The sequence below is a fragment of the Cupriavidus sp. JZ107 genome (assembly GCF_053903255.1).
Genome location: NZ_CP096481.1, coordinates 1,701,022 through 1,723,081 on the forward strand (window position 1 = coordinate 1,701,022; position 22,060 = coordinate 1,723,081).

At 70.2% G+C, this 22,060-nt stretch carries 21 protein-coding genes; 10 read left to right on the forward strand and 11 right to left on the reverse strand.

From position 1 onward, the window contains the following. Positions 1–3: 3 nt before the first annotated feature. Complete coding sequence (locus M1D55_RS17090; RefSeq protein ID WP_456282684.1) at positions 4–1,089, reverse strand: LacI family DNA-binding transcriptional regulator; 1,086 nt, start codon at positions 1,087–1,089, stop codon at positions 4–6. A 127-nt stretch (positions 1,090–1,216) separates the two neighbouring features. Next, positions 1,217–2,038, reverse strand: coding sequence for a class I SAM-dependent methyltransferase (locus M1D55_RS17095; protein WP_006577676.1), 822 nt, complete (start codon positions 2,036–2,038; stop codon positions 1,217–1,219). Positions 2,039–2,377: 339 nt separating this feature from the next. Here M1D55_RS17095 and M1D55_RS17100 point away from each other — a divergent pair, with 339 nt between their 5' ends. Beyond that, on the forward strand, positions 2,378–2,731 hold the full coding sequence (locus M1D55_RS17100; RefSeq protein WP_064573545.1) for a hypothetical protein: 354 nt from the start codon (positions 2,378–2,380) through the stop codon (positions 2,729–2,731). Between the two features lie 34 nt (positions 2,732–2,765). On the opposite strand, the gene M1D55_RS17105 is transcribed toward M1D55_RS17100, so the two are convergent. Further along, positions 2,766–3,980: an NAD(P)/FAD-dependent oxidoreductase gene (locus M1D55_RS17105; RefSeq protein WP_456282685.1), complete on the reverse strand. Its 1,215-nt coding sequence runs from the start codon at positions 3,978–3,980 to the stop codon at positions 2,766–2,768. Between the two features lie 162 nt (positions 3,981–4,142). Then, complete coding sequence (gene pdxR / locus M1D55_RS17110) at positions 4,143–5,666, reverse strand: MocR-like pyridoxine biosynthesis transcription factor PdxR (protein WP_456282686.1); 1,524 nt, start codon at positions 5,664–5,666, stop codon at positions 4,143–4,145. 234 nt (positions 5,667–5,900) lie between these two features. Between pdxR and M1D55_RS17115 the strand changes: the two genes are divergently transcribed. Continuing rightward, positions 5,901–6,647 carry an NADPH-dependent F420 reductase gene (locus M1D55_RS17115; protein ID WP_456282726.1) on the forward strand — a complete coding sequence of 249 codons (747 nt, stop codon included), beginning with the start codon at positions 5,901–5,903 and terminating at the stop codon, positions 6,645–6,647. A 10-nt stretch (positions 6,648–6,657) separates the two neighbouring features. Here the strand turns inward: M1D55_RS17115 and M1D55_RS17120 are convergent, their stop codons facing one another. Then, positions 6,658–7,392, reverse strand: coding sequence for a hypothetical protein (locus M1D55_RS17120; RefSeq protein ID WP_456282687.1), 735 nt, complete (start codon positions 7,390–7,392; stop codon positions 6,658–6,660). A gap of 284 nt (positions 7,393–7,676) precedes the next feature. Between M1D55_RS17120 and M1D55_RS17125 the strand changes: the two genes are divergently transcribed. Then, entirely contained in the window at positions 7,677–7,931 is a 255-nt protein-coding gene (locus M1D55_RS17125; RefSeq protein WP_006577351.1) for a hypothetical protein, read from the forward strand. Between the two features lie 33 nt (positions 7,932–7,964). Here M1D55_RS17125 and M1D55_RS17130 read toward each other — a convergent pair whose 3' ends face one another. After that, positions 7,965–8,948, reverse strand: a complete 984-nt coding sequence (locus tag M1D55_RS17130) for a Bug family tripartite tricarboxylate transporter substrate binding protein (protein WP_456281369.1) — start codon at positions 8,946–8,948, stop codon at positions 7,965–7,967. Between the two features lie 14 nt (positions 8,949–8,962). After that, positions 8,963–10,249 (reverse strand): amidase, encoded by a 1,287-nt coding sequence (locus M1D55_RS17135; RefSeq protein ID WP_456281370.1) that lies wholly within the window; start codon positions 10,247–10,249, stop codon positions 8,963–8,965. Between the two features lie 74 nt (positions 10,250–10,323). On the opposite strand from M1D55_RS17135, the gene M1D55_RS17140 reads away from it, so the two are divergent. From M1D55_RS17140 to M1D55_RS17160, 5 genes are all read left to right on the forward strand, one after another. After that, entirely contained in the window at positions 10,324–11,244 is a 921-nt protein-coding gene (locus M1D55_RS17140; protein ID WP_456281371.1) for a LysR family transcriptional regulator, read from the forward strand. A 91-nt stretch (positions 11,245–11,335) separates the two neighbouring features. Continuing rightward, entirely contained in the window at positions 11,336–12,172 is an 837-nt protein-coding gene (locus M1D55_RS17145) for a DUF3348 domain-containing protein (RefSeq protein ID WP_456281372.1), read from the forward strand. A 10-nt stretch (positions 12,173–12,182) separates the two neighbouring features. After that, positions 12,183–14,648 carry a DUF802 domain-containing protein gene (locus M1D55_RS17150; protein ID WP_456281373.1) on the forward strand — a complete coding sequence of 822 codons (2,466 nt, stop codon included), beginning with the start codon at positions 12,183–12,185 and terminating at the stop codon, positions 14,646–14,648. After that, positions 14,645–15,292, forward strand: coding sequence for an OmpA family protein (locus tag M1D55_RS17155; protein WP_006578208.1), 648 nt, complete (start codon positions 14,645–14,647; stop codon positions 15,290–15,292). Before M1D55_RS17150 ends, M1D55_RS17155 begins: the two co-directional genes overlap by 4 nt. Beyond that, positions 15,285–15,989 (forward strand): DUF2894 domain-containing protein, encoded by a 705-nt coding sequence (locus M1D55_RS17160; RefSeq protein WP_456281374.1) that lies wholly within the window; start codon positions 15,285–15,287, stop codon positions 15,987–15,989. The genes M1D55_RS17155 and M1D55_RS17160 overlap by 8 nt, the downstream gene beginning before the upstream one ends. Before the next feature lie 59 nt (positions 15,990–16,048). On the opposite strand, the gene M1D55_RS17165 is transcribed toward M1D55_RS17160, so the two are convergent. After that, entirely contained in the window at positions 16,049–16,939 is an 891-nt protein-coding gene (locus M1D55_RS17165; protein ID WP_456282727.1) for a substrate-binding periplasmic protein, read from the reverse strand. A 100-nt stretch (positions 16,940–17,039) separates the two neighbouring features. After that, complete coding sequence (gene pedF, locus M1D55_RS17170; RefSeq protein WP_006576851.1) at positions 17,040–17,549, reverse strand: cytochrome c-550 PedF; 510 nt, start codon at positions 17,547–17,549, stop codon at positions 17,040–17,042. 266 nt (positions 17,550–17,815) lie between these two features. Between pedF and M1D55_RS17175 the strand changes: the two genes are divergently transcribed. Continuing rightward, entirely contained in the window at positions 17,816–19,831 is a 2,016-nt protein-coding gene (locus tag M1D55_RS17175) for a sigma-54-dependent Fis family transcriptional regulator (protein WP_456281375.1), read from the forward strand. A gap of 73 nt (positions 19,832–19,904) precedes the next feature. On the opposite strand, the gene M1D55_RS17180 is transcribed toward M1D55_RS17175, so the two are convergent. Both M1D55_RS17180 and M1D55_RS17185 read right to left on the reverse strand, forming a co-directional pair. Next, on the reverse strand, positions 19,905–20,870 hold the full coding sequence (locus M1D55_RS17180; RefSeq protein WP_456281376.1) for an MBL fold metallo-hydrolase: 966 nt from the start codon (positions 20,868–20,870) through the stop codon (positions 19,905–19,907). Next, positions 20,867–21,841 carry an alpha/beta fold hydrolase gene (locus M1D55_RS17185; RefSeq protein ID WP_456281377.1) on the reverse strand — a complete coding sequence of 325 codons (975 nt, stop codon included), beginning with the start codon at positions 21,839–21,841 and terminating at the stop codon, positions 20,867–20,869. Before M1D55_RS17185 ends, M1D55_RS17180 begins: the two co-directional genes overlap by 4 nt. 105 nt (positions 21,842–21,946) lie before the next feature. On the opposite strand from M1D55_RS17185, the gene pqqA reads away from it, so the two are divergent. Further along, the gene (pqqA, locus tag M1D55_RS17190; RefSeq protein WP_006578070.1) at positions 21,947–22,021 is read left to right on the forward strand and encodes a pyrroloquinoline quinone precursor peptide PqqA; all 75 of its coding nucleotides are present in this window, start codon (positions 21,947–21,949) and stop codon (positions 22,019–22,021) included. Positions 22,022–22,060: the final 39 nt, after the last annotated feature.

Genomic DNA, 22,060 nt, shown 5'->3' on the forward strand with positions numbered 1-22,060 from the left:
CGCCTAGGCCGCCGATGTCGCCGACGTCGCGGGGGGAGTGGATGTCGCCGACGCAGCCGACGACTCGCGCGGCACCAGCTCGGGCAGCGGCGCCGCGACGGAAGCGCGTTCGTGCCGGCCCGAGACATGTTCGAACAGCAGTTCGACGGCCTGCGACGCGACCCGTTCCAGATGCAGATTGACCGCCGTGATCGGCGGCTGATGGCTGCGCGCGCGAATGCCGTCGTAGCGGGTCACCACCATCAGGTCCTGGGGCACGCGCCTGCCGAGCGCTTGCGCATGCGCGATCGCGCCGACCGCGAACGCATCGACCGGCGCGCACAGCGCATCGATGTCCGGCTGCTCGCGCAGCAGCGCCGCGCAAGCGGCCGCGCCGCCCGCTTCGCCTTCGCTCTCCTGTGCGGTGACGATATGGCAGGGCAGGCCGGCCTCGGCGACGAAGGCGCGATAGGCGCGCTCGGTCTCGACATAGGATTGGCGCGGCGTGGCGCCGATCAGCAGGCCGATGCGGCGCCGGCCCTGCGCGTGCAGATGCTCGAGCAGCAGCCGCGCGGTGTATTCCGATTGCAGATCGACGAAGGGGACCGGATCGTCGGTGCCGGGCTCCCGGCCGATCGACACGATGCTGACGCCGCGCTGGCGCAGCAGCGCGATATGCGCGTCGCTGGCGACCGGCTCGATCACGATGGCGCCATCGATGTCCAGGCTGTCCAGCAGGCCGCCCGCACCCTCCAGCGGCGGCACCAGCACCACGCCGATGCCGCGGCCCAGCGCCGCTTCGGCGGCGATTGCCGCCACTTCCATCATGAAGCCCAGCCGCGAGGTGCCGCCCGCCACCGCGAACGGCATCGACGACACCAGCGCGATGCTGTTGGCGCGTCCCGAACGCAGCCGCTGCGCGCGGACACTGGGCCGATAACCGAGCTGCTGGGCAATCTGCTTGACCCGCGCCCGCGTGGCCGGATCGACGACGCCGCGATCGTTCAGCGCATGCGATACCGTCGTCAGCGATACGCCGGCCTCCCGGGCCACGTCGTGGATGGTGATGCGTCGGGGCGGGACGGATGCGCTCGGCCTCGGGTCTTTCATGCGGTGTGGGTAACGGAGCAGGTGATGAAGCAGGTGATGGAGCAGAGTGATGCGCGAGCGCGGCACGACAGGCGCCGTGGCAAGCATACACCAGCGATCGCGCCGCTCCGTCATGCCACGCACATCGTCAGGCGGTCACAGCAACCACATGCGCCGATATCCGGCCCTCGATCGGTCCCTCGCCGAACTGGCTGCGCAGCGCGGCCTCGCAATAGTCGGTGGCGCGCTGCATCGCATCGCCGCCGCGCGCCTCGAGCTCGGCGCGCATCGGCGTGGCCTGGCAGAAGCCGACCGCCGGCACGCGCGCCGAATCCGCATGGCTGCGCCTGGCTACCGTGTCGAAATCGGGCGCCGTGGCGAAACCGCCGGCGCGCAGGTCGCCTTCGATCCTGTCCCGCTGGTGGTAACCATGCGGGGTGCGGGCCATGAAGTCGGGCGGGGAGTCCGGAAAGCATTCGGCCAGCGCGCGCGACACCGCGTGAGCAAACTCGTTCTCCTCGATGCGATCCCAGACGTTGAACAGCAAGGTGCCGCCGGGCTGCAGTACCCGGCGCGCCTCGGCGAAGGCCCTTGCCTTGTCCGGGAAGAACATCACGCCGAACTGGCACACCACCAGATCGAAGCTGCCGTCGTCGAACGGCAATTGCATCGCATCGGCCTGGCGCCATTCGGCCACGCGGCCGCTGAGGCCGATCGCCTCCGCACGCGCCAGCATCGGCGCATTCAGGTCGGTGACGACGAGCTGCGCTTCGTCGGGCAGCACCTTCGCCATCGCGCGCGTGACAGCCCCGGTGCCGGCGGCGATCTCGAGCACGCGGGCAGGGCGCCGCGCGCCGACACGGCCAGCGATGTCGTCGGCATAGGGCTGAAAGATCATCGGTACCAGGTATTGCTCGTACAGCTCGGGAATCGGGCCCGTGAACAGCTTGTCGGTGTTCGGTGTGGTCATGGTGAGTCTCCTGGCAGGCTGCGGAGCAGGGCGCTCGCCGCTTGTTTGGCCTGCCAGTTCATCGTAGACGGCGGTGGACCGCACGGCGACGCGAGTTCGCTGCGGCCCGACGCGTTGCGGACGCTAACCGTTCGGCTGCCCAACGCCGGCGCGAAGGAACCGCGTACTTGTGCTTTTGCGTTTGCCTTGTACGTAATTGGGCGGCATGCAGGACGGACCACTTCGCCGGTATCAGTGCGACACCTACGATCCGCGCATCGCCGTTCCGTGTAGTCGGTCGGCGATCGGCGCCCCGCGCCTCCCACCATTTCCGAATCACCAGATGACAGGAGTCCGATCATGCAAACAAACCGTACCCCGTTGCTTCCGACCCATCTCGCAATCGACATGGCGGCGCTCGATGTCAATCGCACCTGGGAGGATGGTTACGGGCTGCTGCAAGAATCCCGCATTCGTGTCGACGCCGATGCCCGCCAGCAAGGCCTCTGTAGCCGCTTCTGGTCCGATTACCCGAAGGTGGCAGCCGGGGCGGTTGCCGGTGTCGCGTTCGGCCTGGTAGCAGGGGCGAGCGGTGCCACCTTCGCCGCCACCCATGACTGGGCCGCCGCCGCCGCGGTGTTCGGGCTGGGCAATGTGCTGATGGGCTGCGTCGCGGGATGCCTGCTGAACCTGGCGGAGCGGCCAATCCGATGATCCACCGGCCGCCACGACGAAGCCGCAATGGTCATCAAGCCGCCGTCGGGTGATATCCGGGCTCGGCCACGGCAAAGGCCGTGCCGCGATGCGCCAGCGGCGGATAGATCCACTGCTGGTTGATCTGCCGCTTCAGCGCCTTCGCTGCCGCACCGGACAGCCGGACCTCGCGCTGCCAGCCCTCGGTCAGCACCGCGCCCCACGGGCCGAGGTCCAGGCACGTGACATAGCGGGGCTGCGCATACGGCGTCGCCGGCACGCCGAGCAGATCGGCCATCGCGTTGTTGCCGGCGACGCGCCCCAGCGGCATCGCATGCTGGCAGGACATCAGCGTGCGGTGGCCGGCCTCGTCGGTCTGCGCGCTGGCCGCATCGCCAGCCGCGAACACGCTTGGCGCGCCAGGCACCCGCAGATCGCCGTCGACCAGCAGCCGTCCGGCGCGATCGCGTTCGCCCGGGATCTGCTGCGTCAAGGGCGTTGCGCGGACACCGCCGGTCCAGATGACGGTGGCGGCATCGATGCGCTTGCCATCGCTGAGCGTGATGCCCTTCGCATCGACCGCCGTCACCGCGACGCCCAGGCGCCGTTGCACACCGAGTGAGTCCAGTGCCTGTTCGATGACAGGCCGCGGCCCCGGCCCCAGATCGGGGCCGATCGCGTCCGCCTGCTCGACCACGATCGCCTGCACGTCGCGGTCTTCGCCGAGCGCGACGCGCAGGCGCGCCGGCATTTCGGCGGCGGTCTCGATGCCGGTGAAACCGCCGCCGGCCACCACGACCGTATTGCGCGCGACCGACCACGGCCGCTCGGCCAGCGCATGCAGATGCCGATCGAGCGCGATCGCGTCTTCGCGCTGATCGACGCTGAACGCGAAGCGGTCCAGGCCCGGCAGCGCCGGCATCGCCAAACGGCTGCCCGCGGCAAGCACCATCCGGTCGTAGCCGATCTCGCTGTGCCGGCCCTCGCCGTCGCGCAGCACGATGCGGCCGGCCGCGGCGTCGACGGCTTCGACCCAGCCCGCGACGAAGCGTACGCCGACGGTGTCGAACAGCGCATCGAGCGGCGCCGCCATGGTGGCCGGCGCGCGTTCATAGAGACGTGGCCGCAGCGTGATGGCTGCTTCGGGTGCCACCACGACGATCTCGATCGCGTCCGGCGCCACGCCGTGGCGATCGCGCAGTCTGGCGGCGGCCAGCGCCGCATACATGCCGGCAAAACCGGCCCCGACGATAACGACTTGCTTGCTCATGACACCCCACGATTGAAAACGGCGGAGATCCGCCTGGATCGATACGTGGGGATGGTAGGGGTGGCGGGGTGGGCCGGAACAGTACCAAGATCCGAGCAAGTGCAGGCACCATCGAATGCAGGCTCCATCGCGGCTCGGCACACGATAGCGCCCCGGCAAGGGTCAGCGCATCTCCGCCAGCAATGCCATCAACGTGTCGCAAGCCGGTCCCAGCCGCGCGTCGCTCAGATTGGTGACGCCGAGCAGCAAGCCGCGCTGCCGCGGGTCCTGCTGCGGATCGGCATACCAGCGCGATACCGCGGAGGGTGCGATGCCGCGGCGCACCGCTTCGGCCGCGATCGCGCGATCGTCGCTGCCGGGTGGCAGCCGAAGGTGAACCGCCAGCCCGGCCATCGCATCGACGTCCGCCTGCGGCCCCAGGCGCGCGCGCAGCGCGTCGCGCCGCTGCGCATACAGTGCCTTCATATGCCGCAGATGGCGCAGATAGTGGCCCTGGGCCATGAACTCGGCAAACGCGAGTTGTGTCGCCAGGTTCGGCGCGGGAGCCAGGCAGCCGGCCACCTCGGCGAAGCGTTCGGCCAGCGGCAGTGGCGCCACCACGAAGCCCAGTCCCAACGCAGGGCTCATCGTCTTGCTGAACGTGCCGATATGGATCACACGGCCGTGCCGATCGGCGGCCGCCAACGCCGGTGCGGCGCGGCCCTGTAGCTGCAGTTCGCTCAGATAGTCGTCCTCGACGATCCACGCCTGCGTGCGGGCGGCCCAGCGCAGCAGCGCCTGACGCCGTGCCGGCGACATCGCCACGCCCATCGGCGCCTGCTGCCCGGGCGTGACCACGGCGAGCACCGCCTCCGGGGCCAGCGCAAGGCCGCGTTCGACGTCGAGTCCGTGCGCGTCCACCGGTATCGGCACCGGGCGCAGCCCCGCCAGTTGCAGGCCGGTCCGCGTGACCATATAGCCCGGCTCTTCCATCCATGCGGCGCGGCCGGCCAGTTGCAGTACCGCCAGCGTCAGGCCCAGTCCGCCGCGATAGCCGGCCGTCAGCACGATCTGATCCGGCGCGCAATGGATGCCGCGCGCGATCGCCAGATAGCCGGCCAGTTGCGCCCGCAGCATCGCCGCGCCACGCGGATCGGGATAAGTAACCGGGGACATCGCGCCGGTGCGCAGCGCCCGTGCCCGCAGCCGGGACCACAGTTTGGCGGGAAACGCGTCCTGCGCCGGCACGCCCATTTCGAACGGCAGCGGCGGCGCAGAGAAGTCGTGGAGGATGCCGCTCAGCGGTGCGTTGAACGCCGGAATCGGCTCGGCGGCGGGTTCGGGGCGCTCCGGCTGCGCGGCGACGCGGGTACCGGCTGCTCCCGCCGTGACGATCAACCGCTCGTCGAGCAGCCGATCATAGGCGCTACGCACGGTGCCGCGGCCCACACCAAGCCGGGCTGCGAGGTCGCGCCACGATGGCAGCCGCGCACCGGGCGCCAGCCGCCCCTCGTGGATTGCTACACGCAGATTGCTGGCGATCTGCGCGCTCAGGGGTTCCGATGACGATCGGTCGAGGCTGACGTCGAGGCTGGGATCCATGCGGGGAAAACGATCGGCGGTGCAGGGGCCGCTGTGCGAAATCAGGCGGCGGGATGCGGTGGCCTGGGACAGGCATTCCACGCCGCGGCCATTGTAGTGCGACATGGAGCGCGGCCGTATTTTGGCCTAGAGTGGCGACATTGGCCGCGGCCAGCGCAGCGTTCGCGCGGCGCCGCCTGCCGCCGCTTGCCGTTCGCCGTTCGCCGTTCGGAGGACATCGCCATGGATCGCCCGTTATTGCGCCGGCCCTCGCGCCTGTTGCCGCCTTCGCATCCATTGCCGCCGCGGCAGCGGCCCAATCCGCGCCGGCGACGGCTGCTGGCCATCGGTGGTGGCGCGATGCTGCTGCCTGCCGCATGGCCCGGACTGGCGTCGGCCCAATTGCCATCGCCATCGCCATCGCCACAGCAGTCGGTGCCCAGGCCCTCGGGCAGCAAGCCGATGCAGATCGGCGTGATCGGCAGTGGCCGCATCGGCGGCACGGTCGGGGCGCTGTGGGTCAAGGCCGGCTATCCGGTCCTGTTCTCGTCGCGGCATCCGGAACAGCTGAAGCCGCTGGTCGACGGGCTTGGACCGCTTGCCCGGGCCGGCACCGTGGCCGAGGCGGTCGCTTTCGGCGACGTGCTGTTCATCGCCGTGCCCTACGGTGCGCTGCCCGAGATCGGCAAGGAGCATGGCCGCGGAATGGCCGGCAAGGTGGTGCTCGACGCCACCAACGCCTATCGCCATCGCGATGGCGCCGCCGGCGAGGACGCCCTGGCCAACGGGATCGGCCTCACTACGGCGAAGTACCTGTCCGGCGCGCGCATCGTGCGCGCCTTCAATTTCACCAGCGCCAGCGATTTCGCGACCCGGCACCACCAGGAACCGCGGATCGCGATCCCGATCGCCGGCGACGATCGGGCCGCGCTGGACACCGCTTCGGAACTGGTGCGCGCCGCCGGCTTCGAGCCGGTGGTCATCGGTCCGCTGAAGATTGCCGACAGCTTCGCGCCCGGCGGACCGCTGTTCCGCCAGGTCGGCGGCGCCGAGGAGCTGCGGCAGAAGGCGAGGGCGGCAGTGCCGGCGCAGCCCGCCGGGCGCTAGCGGTCGGCCGTCAAAGCGGATGCAGCGCCGCCGGCGAACTCGCCGGCGGACTCATCAGATTGCGCACGGTAACCTTGGCCAGCAGGTTGGTCCGCGCCGCATCGCTCAATTGACCGCTGTGGATCAGCGCCATTGCCTTGTCCTGGACACCGGCGGGCGGCTGCGGCCACGCCAGCCATTCGGCCAGCCATGCAGCCTGCAGATCCGCCGGCATGGCGGGCAGCCCTGATTCGATGGCGGAGATCGACGAAGGGGAAGCGCCCGGACGCAGCGCGAGGCGCGCGGCTTGCTCCTGCAGCTGCGAGCACGCGGCCATCGTGCCGGTCAGCGCCGCGGCCGCCTGCGGACTCCCTGCATCGGCGAGGAGCCTGGCCAGATACGCCCTCGGCGTTTCCCACGGCGCGGCGCCGCGCCCCTGATTGGCCAGCCCGGCGAACTGCTCGACATCGCGCACCAGGCAATTGCTCAGGCGGGCACCGCGGTTCTGTAGCAGCGCGCCGAGCAGTTCGCGGAGATGAGCGCCGGGATGCGGCTGCCCACTGTGCTCGAGCGCCTCGAATACCGTGCTCAGTACAGGACTGTCATCGCGCGATTCGAGCGCGACCCGCGCGTCGTCGGCACCAAGGGCCAGTAGGGGCGGTACGGGCAGTTCGCCTGCTGCGGCGAGATCGACGTCGGACTGAAGCGGTAATGGCTCGGAAATGGATTGCTGGGGCGCGGCAGCGCCCGTGGAGGTGGTGTACATGATGGAAGAAGGGGGTAGGCGTTGGGCGGAAGACCGTGGCGTGCCGGCTGGCTTGCTGATCCGCCGCCACCGCGGTCAAGTTGATGTTCGCGACGCGAACCGCGCGATTGTCGCGAGCGCTGCCGCAGCGCGCTTCCGATTTGCGCCGAGGAACGAAGAAACGGCGCCTCCATCGCACACCGCCATGCCTCCGGCGGCCCGCTGGGCCACGGTAGAATGCCCGCGAGCCGGACAGTGCCTTTCCCAGGCCAACATTCCGGTGATACCGACCAGGGAGGATGACGATGAGCGCCCAAGTTCCCCAACACGCCGAAGGGCACCGCATCGACGCCTGCGTTTACCTGCTGCACATGCTGCTGCAGCGCGCGGAACAGCAGCAGCCCGGCTTGCTCGACTCGCTGATACGCGGGGTCGCGGCCGACCGGGACGGCGTACGAGCGCAAGGGCCCGCAGATCCGGCAGATACCGGTGTCTTCGACGAAGCGCTGCGCGTGCTGGAACTGGCCAACGAACAGCTCAAATCGCAGCCACAGCCGTAGCCCGCCTGCACGTCCGACGCCCGCTCCCCGCGCTCAGTCCACCGCAGCGCCGGACCGCTCGACGATCTGCTTCCATTGCGCGAATTCCTTCTGCTGCCGCGCCGCGAGCTGCTCGGGGCCGTCGCGCAGCACGGTCACGCCCAACTGCTGGAAGCGCTGCTGCAGCGCCGGCGATGCGAGCGCGGTCTTGATCGCGTCATGCAGCCGGTCGACCACGGGCTGCGGCGTTCCGCGCGGCGCGTAGAAGGCAACCCACAGGTCGCCGCTGAACCCGGGAATCTGTTCGGCGATTGCCGGCACGTCGGGCAGCAGCGGGGCGCGCGTCGCGCTGCTGACGCCGATGGCGCGCAGCTTGCCGGCCTTTACCGCTTCCACCGCGGACGGCAGGCTGGCAAACAGCATCGGCACCTGGTTGCCCAGCACATCCGTCATCGCCGGGGCGACACCCTTGTACGGGATGTGCTGCATCTTGAGGCCGCCTTTCTCGTTCATCATCTCGCCCAGCAGATGATTCAGCGTGCCGCTGCCGGCGGAGGCATAGCGGTACTTGTCGGGATTCGCCCTCACCTCGGCGAGGAAGCCCTTCAGGTCCTTGGCGGGAAACGACGGATGCACGCACAGCACGTTGGGCACGATCCCGACCGCCGCGATCGGCACGAAGTCCTTGATCGGATCGAAGCCGGGCTTCTTGTAGACCCACGGCACGATCAGCTGATTGCTGTTGGCGGTGAACAGCAGGTTGTAGCCGTCCGCCGCTTCCCGCCTGGCGGCTTGCGTACCCACTACGCCACCGGCACCCGCCTTGTTGTTGACCACGACGGGCTGACCCAGCGTGCCGCCGAGCTGCTCCGCCATGATGCGGGCGACGATATCGACCGTGCCGCCCGGTGCGGTCGGCACGGTGATGGCGATGGGGCGCTCCGGGTAGGCGGCCTGGGCGACAGGCGCCGCAGCGGTCAGCGCCGCAGCTGCCAGCAGCGCGGCACGGCCGGCGACTTTGCGGATGGCGAGGTTCATGGTGGATGTCTCCGTCAAGATAGGAAAGAGTAAGCGGTCCGGCTCGCAGGCAACACGCCGCGGCGCCGGTCGATTGCCGCATGCAGGCGGCCGGCCCAGGCCAGCAGTTGCCGGTCGGCGCCAGGCCGAGCCACCAGCAGCACGCCGATCGGCAGTCCGGCGGCGTCGACCGTTACGGGCAAATGCAGGCAGGGCCAGCCCAGCACCGACCAAGCCTTGTTGAAGCCGGAATTGCCGGTATGCGACAGGCCGGCCGGCGCCGGACCCAGTGCGCTGCTGGTCAGTACCAGGTCGATGTCGCCGAAGCTGTGTTCCCAGCTGTTGCGCGCGGACTCCTGCAGGCGCCGCGCCTGCGCATGATCGGCATCGGACAACGACAGGCCACGGCGGATCGTGTCGTGCAGCGCCGGGCTCAGCAGCGCATCGGCGGCGGTCGCGATGGCCGCCAGGCTGCGCGCCATTTCATAGGCCACCAGCACGCCATGCGCCTCCAGCAGCCGCGCCGAGGACGCCGGCGGTGCAACGGTGGCTATTGCATGGCCTCGTTCCAGCAGGTCGCGACGCGCGTGGTCGAGGACGTTCGCGGCTGCCGGCTCGAGCCGATATCCGGGCGGCTCGGGCAGGAATCCGATGCGCAATGCGGCGCGGCGATCGACATCGGCGCCTGGCAGCAGCACGGCCCCAACGCGCGCCGCGGTGTCCACCGTGTCGGCATGCCAGCCGATCACGTCCAACGAGGGGCACATCACGCGCATGCCGCGGCGCGACAGCACGGAATAAGTCGGTTTGAAACCCACCACGCCGCAGAACGCTGCCGGCCGGATCATCGAGCCTCCGGTCTGCGTACCGAGCGCGAAAGGGACCATGCCGGCCGCGACTGCCGCCGCCGATCCGCTCGACGAGCCGCCGGGGGTGTGGTCCGCATTGGCGGGATTGCGCGTGGGCCCAGGTGTCACATGGGCGAACTCCGCCGTCACGGTCTTGCCGATCGGCACGGCGCCTGCCGCGCGCAACCGCGCCACGCAATCGGCGTCGGCCGGCGCTGGGTCGTCCGGACTGGCGGGCGAGCCGCACCGCGTCGGCATGCCGGCAACGTCGAGCACGTCCTTGACGCCGAAAGGCATCCCTTGCAGCGGGCCGGACAGCGAACCGGCGTCGCGAAGCGCGGCCTCGCCGGCAAGCCGAACCCACGCATGCAGGGCTCGATCCTGATCGGCCACGCGGCGCACCCAGTTCGTCAGATCGTCGGCCCTGACCAGGGTGGGGAAGGAAGAAACGGAGGGGACGGGATAGCGATTCACGATGGGGCACCGAAAGATGCCCCCATGCTAGTTACACTAGTGTGTACCGTCCAATTCAAAATCAATGCGACATTATGACCAATACCGACATAATGTTTCTCGACGACCGATTGCTGGCGTGCTTTTGCGCGGCGGCCGAGGAATTGCACTTCGGCCGTGCCGCCGCGCGCCTGTTCATGAGCCAGCCGCCGTTCAGCCAGCAGATCAAGCGGCTCGAGGCCATGGTCGGCGCGCCGCTGTTCGTCCGTACCACGCGATCGGTGCGGCTGACGCCGGCCGGCGAGGTCATGTACCAGCACGCCCGCACCATCGCGGGACAGACACGCGTGATGCTGCGCGCGGTGCGGCAGGCCGCCGAAGGCGAGGGCGGCTCGCTGGTGGTGGGCATCGCGCCGACCGCCGCGTACTCGCCCGTGGCGGACGCGTTGTACCGCTACCGCGTCGCGCATCCGGAAGTCACGCTCGACCTGCGCGAGATGAATTCGGTGACGATGGAGGCGATGCTGCGCGCGCGGACGATCGATGTCGCGGTGATGCGGCCGATGTCGATGGATCCGGAGTTCGACCGCTTCGAGGTCTTTCGCGAACCGATGATGCTGGCGCTGCGGCGGGACCATCGTTGGGCCGGCCGCCGCCGCGTCAGCGTCGACCAGGCGGCGACGTTGCCGTTGATCGGCTATTCGCAACAGGCGTCGCCATACTTCCGCGGCATGCTGCAGGCCATGTTCGCCGACGCGGGCAAGTCGCCGCGCTTCGTGCAGGACAGCGTGATACCGACGGTGCTGACGCTGGTCGAGATTGGCGTCGGGGCCGCCATCGTGCCGCGCTCGCTGGCGCGCCTGCGCAGCGAGTCGCTCGCCTTCGTGCCCCTGCAGGACCCGTCCCGCACGATGGCCACCATCGTGGTCGCGAGCCTGCACGGGCACGCCAATTTGGCTGTCGATCATTTCCGCGCCGCGCTGCGCCAGGCGGACCGCAAACCGGCTCCTGGATGAGCGCGGGACGAGGGCTGGGGCACGCTCGCCCGCACAGCGGCCGGAACGGGGCCCCGGCAGTGTAAACTGCGGGGTTTTTCACTCAGGCGCTATGTTGCAAGTGCCCCCGAGCGCAGGCCCCGGCGGACAGACGCTGATCCGGCTGCTTGCGCACCTGACCGAAGCCCAGGCCCCCGAACCGGCGCCGTCGCTGTCCGGCCAGCTGAGCCAATGGCTGGGCTGGACCGATGCGATTGCCCTCTCGTCGGCGCTCAATGGCAACCCGCCGGCCGCGCCGGCGGCCGCCGCGCGCGTCGCCAGCGACGAAGCGGCCGACTGCGAGCGGGTGCGGGCGATGCTGGTCGACGCGATCCGCGACGACCGCGCTTCGGCCCGGGGGCGGCGCAGTCCGGTCCGGCCGTTGCCGGCGGAGGCGCTCGATGCGTCAGCCGACTTCGCGATCTACCGTCAACGCTATCTGACGTTGCAGCAGCGGATGGAGACCGCCATCGGCGATCTGCGCGGCCGCCTGCGTGCGGCCCTGGCCCGCCGGTCAGGCCAAGGCAGGCTTGCCATGCTCGATGCGGTGATGGAACGCGTGATGGGCGCGCGCGAGCAAGCCTTGCTGGCGAACCTGCCGGCCGTGCTGGAGGCGCGCTATCAGCGCTTGCGGCAGGCCGAGGATCGCGCGCTGGCCCAGATTGCGGCCGCCGATGCAACCGAAGCCGCCGAAGCCGCGCAAGCGCCCGATACCCACAATGCCGCCAATGCCGCCAATGCCGCCGAAAGGGCCGAGCCCGCTGGCGTGGCGGTGACGATCACGCCGGGCGCGTGGCGCCGAGTGTTCCGCCGAGACATGGAAGACCTGCTGCTGGCCGAACTGGACCTGCGTTTCCAACCCGTGGAGGGCTTGGTCGCGGCGCTTGGCGCGAATCGATCCGGCAGCTAATCAGAACATCATGACCCGATTCCCTATTCAACTTGTTGTGTTCCTCGCCGGCCTGCTGGCCGTCTGCTGGATCGGTGCCGGCTACGCGGGCTCGAATGCGCTGGCGTTCGCCGTGACGCTGCTGATCGGCGGCTTCTATGTCGGTGGCGCCTTCGAGCTGCAACGCTATCGCCGCGCGACGGCGAGCCTGACGCAGGCGGTCAACGGCCTGTCGGAGACGCCGGCCAGCCTGGGCGCCTGGCTCGACCGCATCGATCCGGGCCTGCGCCAGGCCGTTCGGCTGCGTGTCGAAGGCGAACGCGTGGCCTTGCCCGGTCCCGCGCTGACCTCGTATTTCGTCGGGCTGCTGGTGCTGCTCGGCATGCTTGGCACCTTTCTGGGCATGGTCGCCACGCTGAAGGGCACCGGCCTTGCGCTGGAAACCGCAACCGATCTGCAGGCGATCCGCGCCTCGCTGGCGGCGCCGGTCAAGGGCCTTGGCTTTGCCTTCGGTACTTCGGTGGCGGGCGTGGCGACCTCGGCCATGCTGGGGCTGCTGTCGGCGCTATGCCGGCGCGAGCGTATCGACGCGGCGCAGGCGCTGGACGCCCATATCGCGACGACGCTGCGCGTCCATTCGCGGGCCCACCAGCGCGAGGAGGCGTTCCGGCTGATGCAGAGCCAGGCGGAGACGATGCCGGTGCTGGTGGACCGGCTGAACGCGATGATGGCCGCGATGGAGCAGCAGAGCCAGGCGCTGACCGAACGGCTCGCCGCCAGTCAGGACGCGTTCCATGGCAAGACGGAGGCGGTCTACACGCGCCTGGCCGCGTCGGTCGAGCAGTCGCTGAAGGACGGCGTCGCGGAAAGCGCGCGGGCCGCCAGCGCGGCAATCCAGCCGGCGGTGGAGGCCACGATGACGGGCCTGGCCCGCGAAGCGGCCGGTCTGCGCGACACCGTCACGCAGTCGATGCAGCAGCAACTGGAAGGTCTCGCATCCCGTTTCGATGCCACCACGACCCAGGCGGCCGGCCTCTGGAACGAGGCGCTGGCGGACCACCGGCGCACCACCGCGGCGCTGGCCGAAGGCCTGCGCGGCACGCTCGATGGCTTCGCCGCGAACTTCGAGCAGCGCTCGGCCGGCCTGCTCGAGCAGGTCGCTCAGCGCATGGACACCGCGGCAGCCGCTGCGTCGGCCCGCTGGAACGAGGCATTGTCCGGCCACGAGCGCACCATCGGCGCGATCGCCGCCGAGAATCAGCAGGCGCTCGCCACCGCCGCGAGCGCGTTCGAGGGCAGCGCCAGCGCGCTGCTCGGCACGGTGGCGCAGGCCCAGGCCGAACTACGGGCGCAACTGGCCGCGCAGGACGAGCAGCGGCTCGCCAACTGGAGCGCGACGCTGTCCAGCCACGAGCGCGCGATCGGTGCGATCGCGACCGAGAACCAGCAGGCGCTGGCGGCCGCCGCGGGCGCGTTCGAACAGAACGCCAGCGCGCTGCTGGCCACGGTGGCGCAGGCACAGACCGAACTGCGGGCGCAACTGGCCGCGCAGGACGAGCAGCGCCTCGCCAACTGGAGCGCGACGCTGTCCAGCCATGAGCGCGCGATCGGCGCGATCGCGACCGAGAACCAGCAGGCGCTGGCGGCGGCCACGGGCGCGTTCGAACAGAATGCGAGCACGCTGCTGACCACGGTGGCACGGGCGCAGGCCGACCTGCGCGCACAACTGGCGGCGCACGACGAGCAGCGCCTTGCCAACTGGAGCGCGACGCTGGATGGCATCGCCGCCGCACTGCGCCAGCAATGGGAACAGACCGGTGCGCAGACCGCGAGCCGGCAGCAACAGATCTGCGAGACACTGGAGCGCACCGCGCACGAGATCACCGCGCAGACGCAGGCGCAGGCCGGTGCCACCATCGCCGAGGTCGCCCGTCTGGCCCAGGTGGCCGGCGAAGCGCCGCGCGTGGCCGCCGACGCCATTGCCGAACTGCGGCGCAAGCTGTCCGATGAAATGGCGCGCGACAACGCGATGCTGGAAGAACGCACGCGCCTGATGGAGAGCCTGTCCACGCTGCTCGACCAGGTCAGCCGGACCTCGACGGCGCAACGCGAGGCGGTCGACACGCTGGTCGGCACCAGTGCGGAACTGCTCGAACGCATCGGCTCGCGCTTCACCGACAAGGTGGAGGCCGAGACCGGCAAGCTGACCGACGTCGCGGCGCAGGTCACCGGCAGCGCGGCCGAGGTGGCCAGCCTGGGCGAAGCATTCGGCGTGGCGGTGCAGCTGTTCAGCGAATCGAACGACAAGCTGGTCGCGCATCTGCAGCGCATCGAGGCCGCGCTCGACAAGTCGATGGCCCGCAGCGACGAGCAGCTGGCTTACTACGTGGCGCAGGCGCGCGAGGTGGTCGATCTCAGCATGCGTTCGCAGAAGCAGATCCTGGAGGACCTGCAGCATGTCGCCGGCCGGCGCGCACCCGACGCAGAGGCGGCATGAGAGAGGAGATCGACGCCGGCGTCGAGCCGGCCGTACCGACCTGGGCCGTCTTCGGCGACCTGATGTCGGTCGTGCTCGGCGCCTTCGTGCTGATTCTGCTGGGCGTGATCGGCATCCAGCTCGAACTCGCCTCGCGGCTGGACAACGAGGTCAAGCAGCGCCAGCAGGAAATGCATCGCCGCGAGAGCCTGGAAAAGGCGCTGGCCGGGCCGCTGGCGGCAGGGCGCGTGACGCTGGTGAACGGACGCATCGGCATCAGCGGCAACGTGCTGTTCGCGCTGAATTCCGCCGAGCTGCAACCCGAAGGACAGGACGTGCTCAAGAGCCTGGCGGCGCCGTTGAAGGCCTATCTGCGCAATCGGGACGAGATCCTGATGGTCAGCGGCTTCACTGACGACCGGCAGGTGCGCGACGGCAACCGCCAGTTCGCCGACAACTGGGAGCTGTCGGCCCAGCGCGCGCTGACGGTGACCCGCGCGCTGATCGATGCGGGCGTGCCGGCGGCGTCGGTGTTCTCGGCCGCGTTCGGCTCGCAGCAGCCGGTCGCGTCGAACAAGGACGCGCAGGGCCGCGCTCGCAACCGCCGCGTCGAGATCGCGCCGATTCCGCGCGTGTCGATGGGAACAGGGAAGTCCGGTGGCTAGCCTGGATGCGGACGACATGCGCGCGCGCATCGACGCATGGCGCGACAGCGGGGCGGATCGCGTCGATCCGGTCCGCTTTCGCCTGCTGGAGGGACTGGCACGCCGGATGGAAGCCCAAGGCGGCGAGGCGCGGCGGCGCCTGCAGGACAGGCTCGCCGCACTCGTTCAGGCCTATGACGACGCGCTTCAGCAAGCAGCCGGCAAGTCCGGCGAGCCCGAGCACAATCCACAGCGAGGCGCGCGCACGCCGGGACCGCTGGCGGCGCTGGCGTGCGAGCTCAGAGGCGATACGGACGCGCAAGGCGAGGGCCCGGCAGCCGCGGCGATCGCGCCGAGGCATCCGCCGCAACCGGATCCGGCCCTGGTCGACTATGTGCGCCGCACATGGACCCGTCTGAGCGCCGATCGCGCCTGGCGTCAATCGCTGGAACGCGTCCCCGAGAACGCCGGACCGCTGAACTCCAACCATCTGATCCACCGCGCGCTGTCGGCGATGCGCGAGCTGTCGCCGGGCTATCTGCAGCAGTTGCTGTCGTATGTCGATACGCTGTCGCGGCTCGAGCGGATGAACGCCGACAGCGCCGCCGACCGCGCCGCCGACAGCAAGAGCACGCCGCCCGCCGCGAGTCCGGCCAAGGCCGCGCGCGGCAAAGCGCGCCAGTCGCGCGCGAGGCCCGCGGGGTCCTCGAAAGCCTGAGACCCGGCGGCATCACCGCATCACCGCATCACTGCATCGGGGATCACGACATCACGACCTCACGGCGCCACCGGCGTCAGTCCGGCCGCGGTAAAGATCTGCTGCAGTTCGCCGCTGCCGCGCAGCGCATCGAGCGCGCGCTGTACCGCGTCGGCCAGTTCCTTGTTATCGGCCTTGACCGCCATGCCGACCGCCCAGCCGCGCGGCGGCAGCAGCGGCGACGAGACTTCCGCGGCCGCGTACTGCGAAGCGGCGCGACCCTCGTCCTTCAGCGCGCTCTCGTACTGCGAACGCGTGACCATCGCGGCCGCGATCTCGCCGGCGAACAGCGCCCGCAAGCTGTCGCGCGGCGACGGATAGATGCGGACCTTGTCTCGCAGCGCGCCGCCGGCGCCGGCCAGCAGGGCATTGGCACCGGCCGATCCGGCTTCGGCGCCGAGCGGCAGGCCCGCCAGATCGCCGAGGTCGCGGATCTGCGGCAGCCGCGCGGTGTCGTGCACCAGCACGAACTGCTCGCGATAGTACGGCGCGAAGATCGTCGCCTTGTCGTTCTCCCGCATGAAGGCGCGATCGACCGGCACGTGCAGCATCACGTCCGCCGGCCCATAGCCGAGATAGTGGCCGCGCCAGACCATGTTGCGCAGGTCGTCCACCATGTTCTCGTCCGCGTCGAAGGGCAGCAGCGTCAGCGACAGATTCAGCTGGCGGCTCAGCGCTTCCGCGATCGCGACATCGACGCCGGTCGGCTTGCCATCGACGACATCGGAGAAGGGGGCAAAGGCCTTGTAGACGGCGACCTTCAGTCGGCCACTCTCTCGGATTCGGGCCAGATCGGCCCAGGCGCCGGCCGACCAGGCGAGTCCGGCCGACAGCAACAGCAACGCGATGGCGCGGCGGCGCGGGGTCGCCTTCGGTGCGAGCGCTGCCCGCATCGAAGGCGCGTGGGACATCGGGGGCATCGTTGTCTCCTGAAGGGGCGAACGGAAAAGAAGGGGAGCGACCGCGGCGCACCGAGCCGCGCCGAAGCGCGACAGGCATCGCCGCCCGCGCTCACTGCGGCCGGCGCGACTCCAGATAGGTCTTCAGCGCCCACACGGCTTCCTGCGTCAGCGTTTCGTCGAAGGGCGGCATGTAGACGCGGCCGTCGCGCGTGCGGCCGCGGCGCACGGTGGTGGCGAAGTACTGGTCGATCTCGCTGTAGCAGCCTTGCTTCTTCTTCGGGTCGGCCAGCGCCGAACAGTCCGAATCGAGACTGCGCAGGTCCGGCGCAATGCCTCCGGAGATCGCGTCGAGCCCGTGGCAGCGCGCGCAGTTCTGGTTATAGGCGGAGCTGCCGATGCGTAGCGCCTCGTCGTGAGCCGGGCCTGTGCGGTAAGGGTTTTCCTGCTTCCACTCCTTGCCAAGCTGCGGCAACGTGCTGGTGTCGACCGCCTGGGGCGTGACGTCGCCGTGGGCGTGCGCGGCACCCGGGATCGCGGCGGCGGTCAGGCCAGCGCCGAGGACAAGGGCGCAGAGGAGGGGACGGAAAAGCGGGCGGAAAGTCGGGCGGAAAGTCGCCATCGTGGTCTCCTGATGTTGTCGGGATCGTTTGCCCCGATCGTCCGCAAGAGCTGTGCCACTCGCGCCAGGCCCGGAAACCGCGGGAATTGCCATGCGGCGGCGTCGCCCGCGTTGCAGCATGGCCGCCGGGGCGCCCTCGAATTCAACACCCTGGCAAGCATTTTGCTCCACAATGCAACAGTGCCCGGGCGCAACGCTCCGCGCGGGCGCCCCGATCGCCGAAGATCCGGCACCAAGATGCCGGGCAGCCGAACAGGAGACATCCCATGACCCCGCACGAGCCGGAGCCGCACGGCGGCACGCACGCCGACACCATCGCCCAGGCCCACCAGCGATCGCAGTCCTACGGCTTGCGCCCCTACGAGACACCGGACTTCGGACCCGTCGCTCCGGTCGACCTGCGCAGCCAGATCGAGAAGAGCCAGTCGCTGTTCACGCACGCGCTGCCGGTGATGGAGATGCTGTACGACCAGATCGTCAACACGCACAGCATGGTGATCCTGACCGATACGGCCGGACTGATCCTGCATTCGCTGGGCGACGACGACTTCCTGGAGAAGGCCGACAAGGTCGCGCTGCGTCCCGGCGCGGTGTGGTCCGAGGAGAGCAAGGGCACGAACGCGATCGGCACCGCGCTGACGGAGGGGCTGCCGACGCTGGTCCATGGCGACGAACACTTCCTGCGTGCCAATCACTTCCTGACCTGCTCGTGCTCGCCGATCCTCGATCCCTACGGCAAGACGGTCGGCGCGCTCGATGTCACGGGGGACCATCGCGGCTTCCACAAGCACACGATGGCGCTGGTGCGCATGTCCGCGCAGATGATCGAGAACCATCTGTTCGAAAACGCGTTCCAGGACATGGTGCGCGTCCATTTTCATGCGCGCCAGGAGTTCATCGGCACCATTGCGGAAGGGCTGGCTTCGTTCACGCCCGGCGGGCGCTTCCTGTCGGCCAATCGCAGCGGGCAGTTCCAGCTCGGCCTGTCGGTCGGCGCCTTGCGCGCGCATACGTTTTCGTCGCTGTTCGGGCTGTCGATGGGGCAGCTGTTCGACGCGCTGCGCAGCGCCCCCGGTGGCGTGATGCCGCTGCAGCTGTCGAGCGGGGTCAAGGTCTGGGCCCGCGTCGAGATCACGCGCTCGACGGTGGTCCCGTCCGGCGGACTGATGCCCGAGGCCCGCGAGACGGCCGTGCCGCGCCGCAGCCGGCTGCCGAACGCCGCCCAGCCCGGCGGCCTGGACGAGCTCGATACCGGCGATCCGCAGATGGCGGCGGTGATCGGCAAGCTGCGCAAGGTCGTCGGCCGCGATATCCCGGTGATGATCTGCGGCGAGACCGGTACCGGCAAGGAACTACTGGCGCGTGCGATCCACGCCGAGAGCCAGCGCCAGCAGGGCCCGTTCGTCGCGGTCAACTGCGCCTCGATTCCCGAGACGCTGTTCGAGTCCGAGCTGTTCGGCTACGAGGAGGGCGCGTTCACCGGGGCGCGCAAGAAGGGCGGCATCGGCAAGATGCTGCTGGCCAACGGCGGCACGCTGTTCCTCGACGAGATCGGCGACATGCCGCTGCATCTGCAGGTGCGGCTGCTGCGGGCGCTGCAGGAACGCTCGGTGACGCCGCTGGGCAGCAACAAGGTCATCGAGGTGGACTTCGTGCTGATCTGCGCGACGAACCGCAATCTGCGCGAGGAAGTCGCGGCCGGGCGCTTCCGCGAGGACCTGTACTACCGGCTCAATGGCCTGGTGGTGCGGCTGCCCGCGCTGCGCGACCGCAGCGACCTCGACGTGGTCGCGGCCAAGGTGCTGGCGCGGCATGGCGGGGCGTCGCCGCCGCTGCGCATCGCGGAGCCGGTCATGCGGATGTTCGCGTCCTACCACTGGCCGGGCAATATCCGCCAGCTGGCCAACCTGCTGAACACGGCGCGCTTGATGGCGGAGGGAGAGGACGAGATCGACGTGTCGCACCTGCCCGACGACTTCCTTGACGACTGGCGCGAACGCAACGAAGCGGGCCCGGGGGCGTCGGCTGCGGTGTCGGCCGCGCCGCCCGGCGGGATGCCCAACTTCGCGCCGGCGGGCTCGCCGTCGCAGCCGCTGCGGCCGACGCGGCTCGCCGATGTCGAGGCGCTGACGATCGTGGCAGCCGTCAAGGCGCATCACGGCAATATCTCGGCGGCCGCCAAGGCGCTCGGCATCTCGCGCAATACGGTCTACCGCAAGCTCGGCGAGGCGGACCGCCTGCTGCAGAGCGACGGGGAGGCCGGCCCGGACGCCCCGTACTGAGCCTGCCCCCGCGTTGGCCGAATCGTTGGCCCGGCCGTTGGCGGGGTCGTTGGCCCATTCCTGGGCCCATGCCTCACGATGGCCCGGCCGGCGCGGTCCGCATCCACTGATCCTCCAGCTCCAGCCAAGCGCGCTGTACGTTCAGCGCGTGCCGCGGCACGAAGCCGCGCCAGTGCCGGAAGGCGTCGCCGGGCACCGCGCGCGTCGCGTCGGCCGCGTCCACGCCGCGAGCCAGCCCCTGCCGGATCGCGTTGTCCAGGCTGTCCAGGTAGGCCAGCGTCGGTGCCAGGCTGCGCTGCGGCGGCCCGGCGACACGGCCGACCACGACGGTCGCGGGCAGGGCCGCGAGCGCGCGCAGCGCGGCGCGACAGCCCGTCAGCGAGCCGTCACGCAGATCCGGCACCTGGTCGCCCGTGACCAAGCCACCGCCGTACAGCAGCTGCAGCGAGGGCGCATACAACGCGGTGTCCGAGGTGCTGTGCGCGTTGGCGAAGAGCCGCACCTGCCAGCGGAGTCCGGCCGCCTCGAGCGGGATGCCGTCCCGCAGCGCAGGCCGCGGCAGCACGATGCCCGTGCCCGCCATCGCTGCGGGCCCCAGTTCGGCCACGAGAAGACGGCGGCAGGCGTCGCAACGCGATCGCATCGCGTCGGCTGTCGCCGTCGACGCCAGGAAGGCAGGGCGCGGGCGCAATTCCGCGAAGGCGGCGTTGGCCAACACCTGCCAGGGGTGTGGATGCGAATTGACGACCCAACGCACCGGCAGCGCGGTCCGTCGCCGGATCGCCGCGATCAGGCGGCGGCCGTGGTTCCGGTTCGGGCCGGGATCGACGACCAGCACACCGTCCGGGCCGATCGCGACGAGGCATGGCGAGAGCGGCAGGTCGTCGCGCTCCACCGCGCCGGTGTAGATGCCGGGCGCCACCGGCGACAGTATCAGCGGCTTCCCCGCGCCTGCCGCCGCGGCCACGCGGCGCGCGCACAGCGCGGCCAGTCCCAGGCCGGCGGCACGCCGCAGGAACACGCGGCGGCCGCCCGTCACGCGGACAGCTCCCGGATCGCCGCGCGCAACGCCTCGGCCATTGGCCCCGTGGCCAGATGTCCTGCCTGCGGCAACACGCGCAGGACGGCATGCGGCATTGCCGCCAGCAGCCGGGCCGAATTGCCGGGCCGGCAGACGCGATCGCGCGCACCATGCAGCAGGATCGCGGGAATCCGGTGCCGCGCGATGCTGGCGGCGCAACGCAGCAGCGCGGGCTTGCCCAATCCGCAGCGGCGCTGCAGGTAGTGCGCCTGGATGCGGTACTTGCGCCGAAGCACTTCGTCCTCGCGCATGGCGGGACGGCCCCGTCGATGACGGGCAGCGCGTCCGCCCAGCAGCGCCGTTTCCACCGCGCGCCACCGCCTTGCGGTGTCCCGTTGTTGAACACCTGTTCCATTCTGCAGCAGCCGTACGGCGCAACGCCGTTGTGCGTCGGCCCCATTGCCGCGTGCTTGCGGTGCAGCAACGGCGGTGCGCAAGGGAGGCGGCACCGACATGCCGCGGGCGCGCGCGGCGAACAGCCGCAGGATATCGTCGCGGCCGGTCAGGAAGGTGCCGCGCAGCACCAGGCCGGCGACGCGCTGCGGCCACCGCGCGGCGTAGGCCAGCGCCAGCGCGGCGCCCCATGAGCCGGCGGCCACATGCCAGCGCTCGACGCCCAGCACCGCGCGCAGCCGTTCGATATCGGCCAGCAGCGCACCGGTGGTGTTGCGCCGGAGCGTGCCGGCAGGGCGCGACCGGCCCGCGCCGCGCTGATCGGCGAGGATCGCGAGGTGGCGCGTCGGATCGAACCAGTCCGCCATCGACGGCGAACAGCCGCTGCCCGGGCCGCCATGCAGCACCAGCCAGGGAACGCCGTCGGCGCGGCCATGGAGGCGCACGTTCAGGCTGTGCATGTCCGCCGTGCGCAGCCGGAAGACGCGGTCTGCGGAACCGCCGGGAAGGCGTTGCCGCTGTGCGGTGTCGGGCATGGATGTTGCCTCATCGTCGATGCGGAAAGGCGGGGCACTGCGCCGCCGCCCGTTCCGACTCGGCAATCACAGTCCGTGCCAAGCAACCACATCGAAGGAGACCTCATGAACTGGACCACGCCCGCCTATACCGATCTTCGCCTGGGCTTCGAGATCACGATGTATATCGCCAACCGCTGACGTCGAGCGGATCAGCCGATGGTCCCCGCGTCCGCGGGG

Coding starts and splice junctions, on each gene's coding strand:
- M1D55_RS17125 (WP_006577351.1), top strand. CDS start 7,677: ATGAGCGCCCAAGTTCCCCAACACGCCGAAGGGCACCGCATCGACGCC.
- pdxR (WP_456282686.1), bottom strand. CDS start 5,666: ATGTCGCACTACAATGGCCGCGGCGTGGAATGCCTGTCCCAGGCCACC.
- M1D55_RS17145 (WP_456281372.1), top strand. CDS start 11,336: ATGTTGCAAGTGCCCCCGAGCGCAGGCCCCGGCGGACAGACGCTGATC.
- M1D55_RS17150 (WP_456281373.1), top strand. CDS start 12,183: ATGACCCGATTCCCTATTCAACTTGTTGTGTTCCTCGCCGGCCTGCTG.
- M1D55_RS17095 (WP_006577676.1), bottom strand. CDS start 2,038: ATGACCACACCGAACACCGACAAGCTGTTCACGGGCCCGATTCCCGAG.
- M1D55_RS17090 (WP_456282684.1), bottom strand. CDS start 1,089: ATGAAAGACCCGAGGCCGAGCGCATCCGTCCCGCCCCGACGCATCACC.
- M1D55_RS17105 (WP_456282685.1), bottom strand. CDS start 3,980: ATGAGCAAGCAAGTCGTTATCGTCGGGGCCGGTTTTGCCGGCATGTAT.
- M1D55_RS17120 (WP_456282687.1), bottom strand. CDS start 7,392: ATGTACACCACCTCCACGGGCGCTGCCGCGCCCCAGCAATCCATTTCC.
- M1D55_RS17130 (WP_456281369.1), bottom strand. CDS start 8,948: ATGAACCTCGCCATCCGCAAAGTCGCCGGCCGTGCCGCGCTGCTGGCA.
- M1D55_RS17165 (WP_456282727.1), bottom strand. CDS start 16,939: ATGTCCCACGCGCCTTCGATGCGGGCAGCGCTCGCACCGAAGGCGACC.
- M1D55_RS17140 (WP_456281371.1), top strand. CDS start 10,324: ATGACCAATACCGACATAATGTTTCTCGACGACCGATTGCTGGCGTGC.
- M1D55_RS17175 (WP_456281375.1), top strand. CDS start 17,816: ATGACCCCGCACGAGCCGGAGCCGCACGGCGGCACGCACGCCGACACC.
- M1D55_RS17115 (WP_456282726.1), top strand. CDS start 5,901: ATGCTGCTGCCTGCCGCATGGCCCGGACTGGCGTCGGCCCAATTGCCA.
- M1D55_RS17100 (WP_064573545.1), top strand. CDS start 2,378: ATGCAAACAAACCGTACCCCGTTGCTTCCGACCCATCTCGCAATCGAC.
- M1D55_RS17155 (WP_006578208.1), top strand. CDS start 14,645: ATGAGAGAGGAGATCGACGCCGGCGTCGAGCCGGCCGTACCGACCTGG.
- M1D55_RS17185 (WP_456281377.1), bottom strand. CDS start 21,841: ATGCCCGACACCGCACAGCGGCAACGCCTTCCCGGCGGTTCCGCAGAC.
- pedF (WP_006576851.1), bottom strand. CDS start 17,549: ATGGCGACTTTCCGCCCGACTTTCCGCCCGCTTTTCCGTCCCCTCCTC.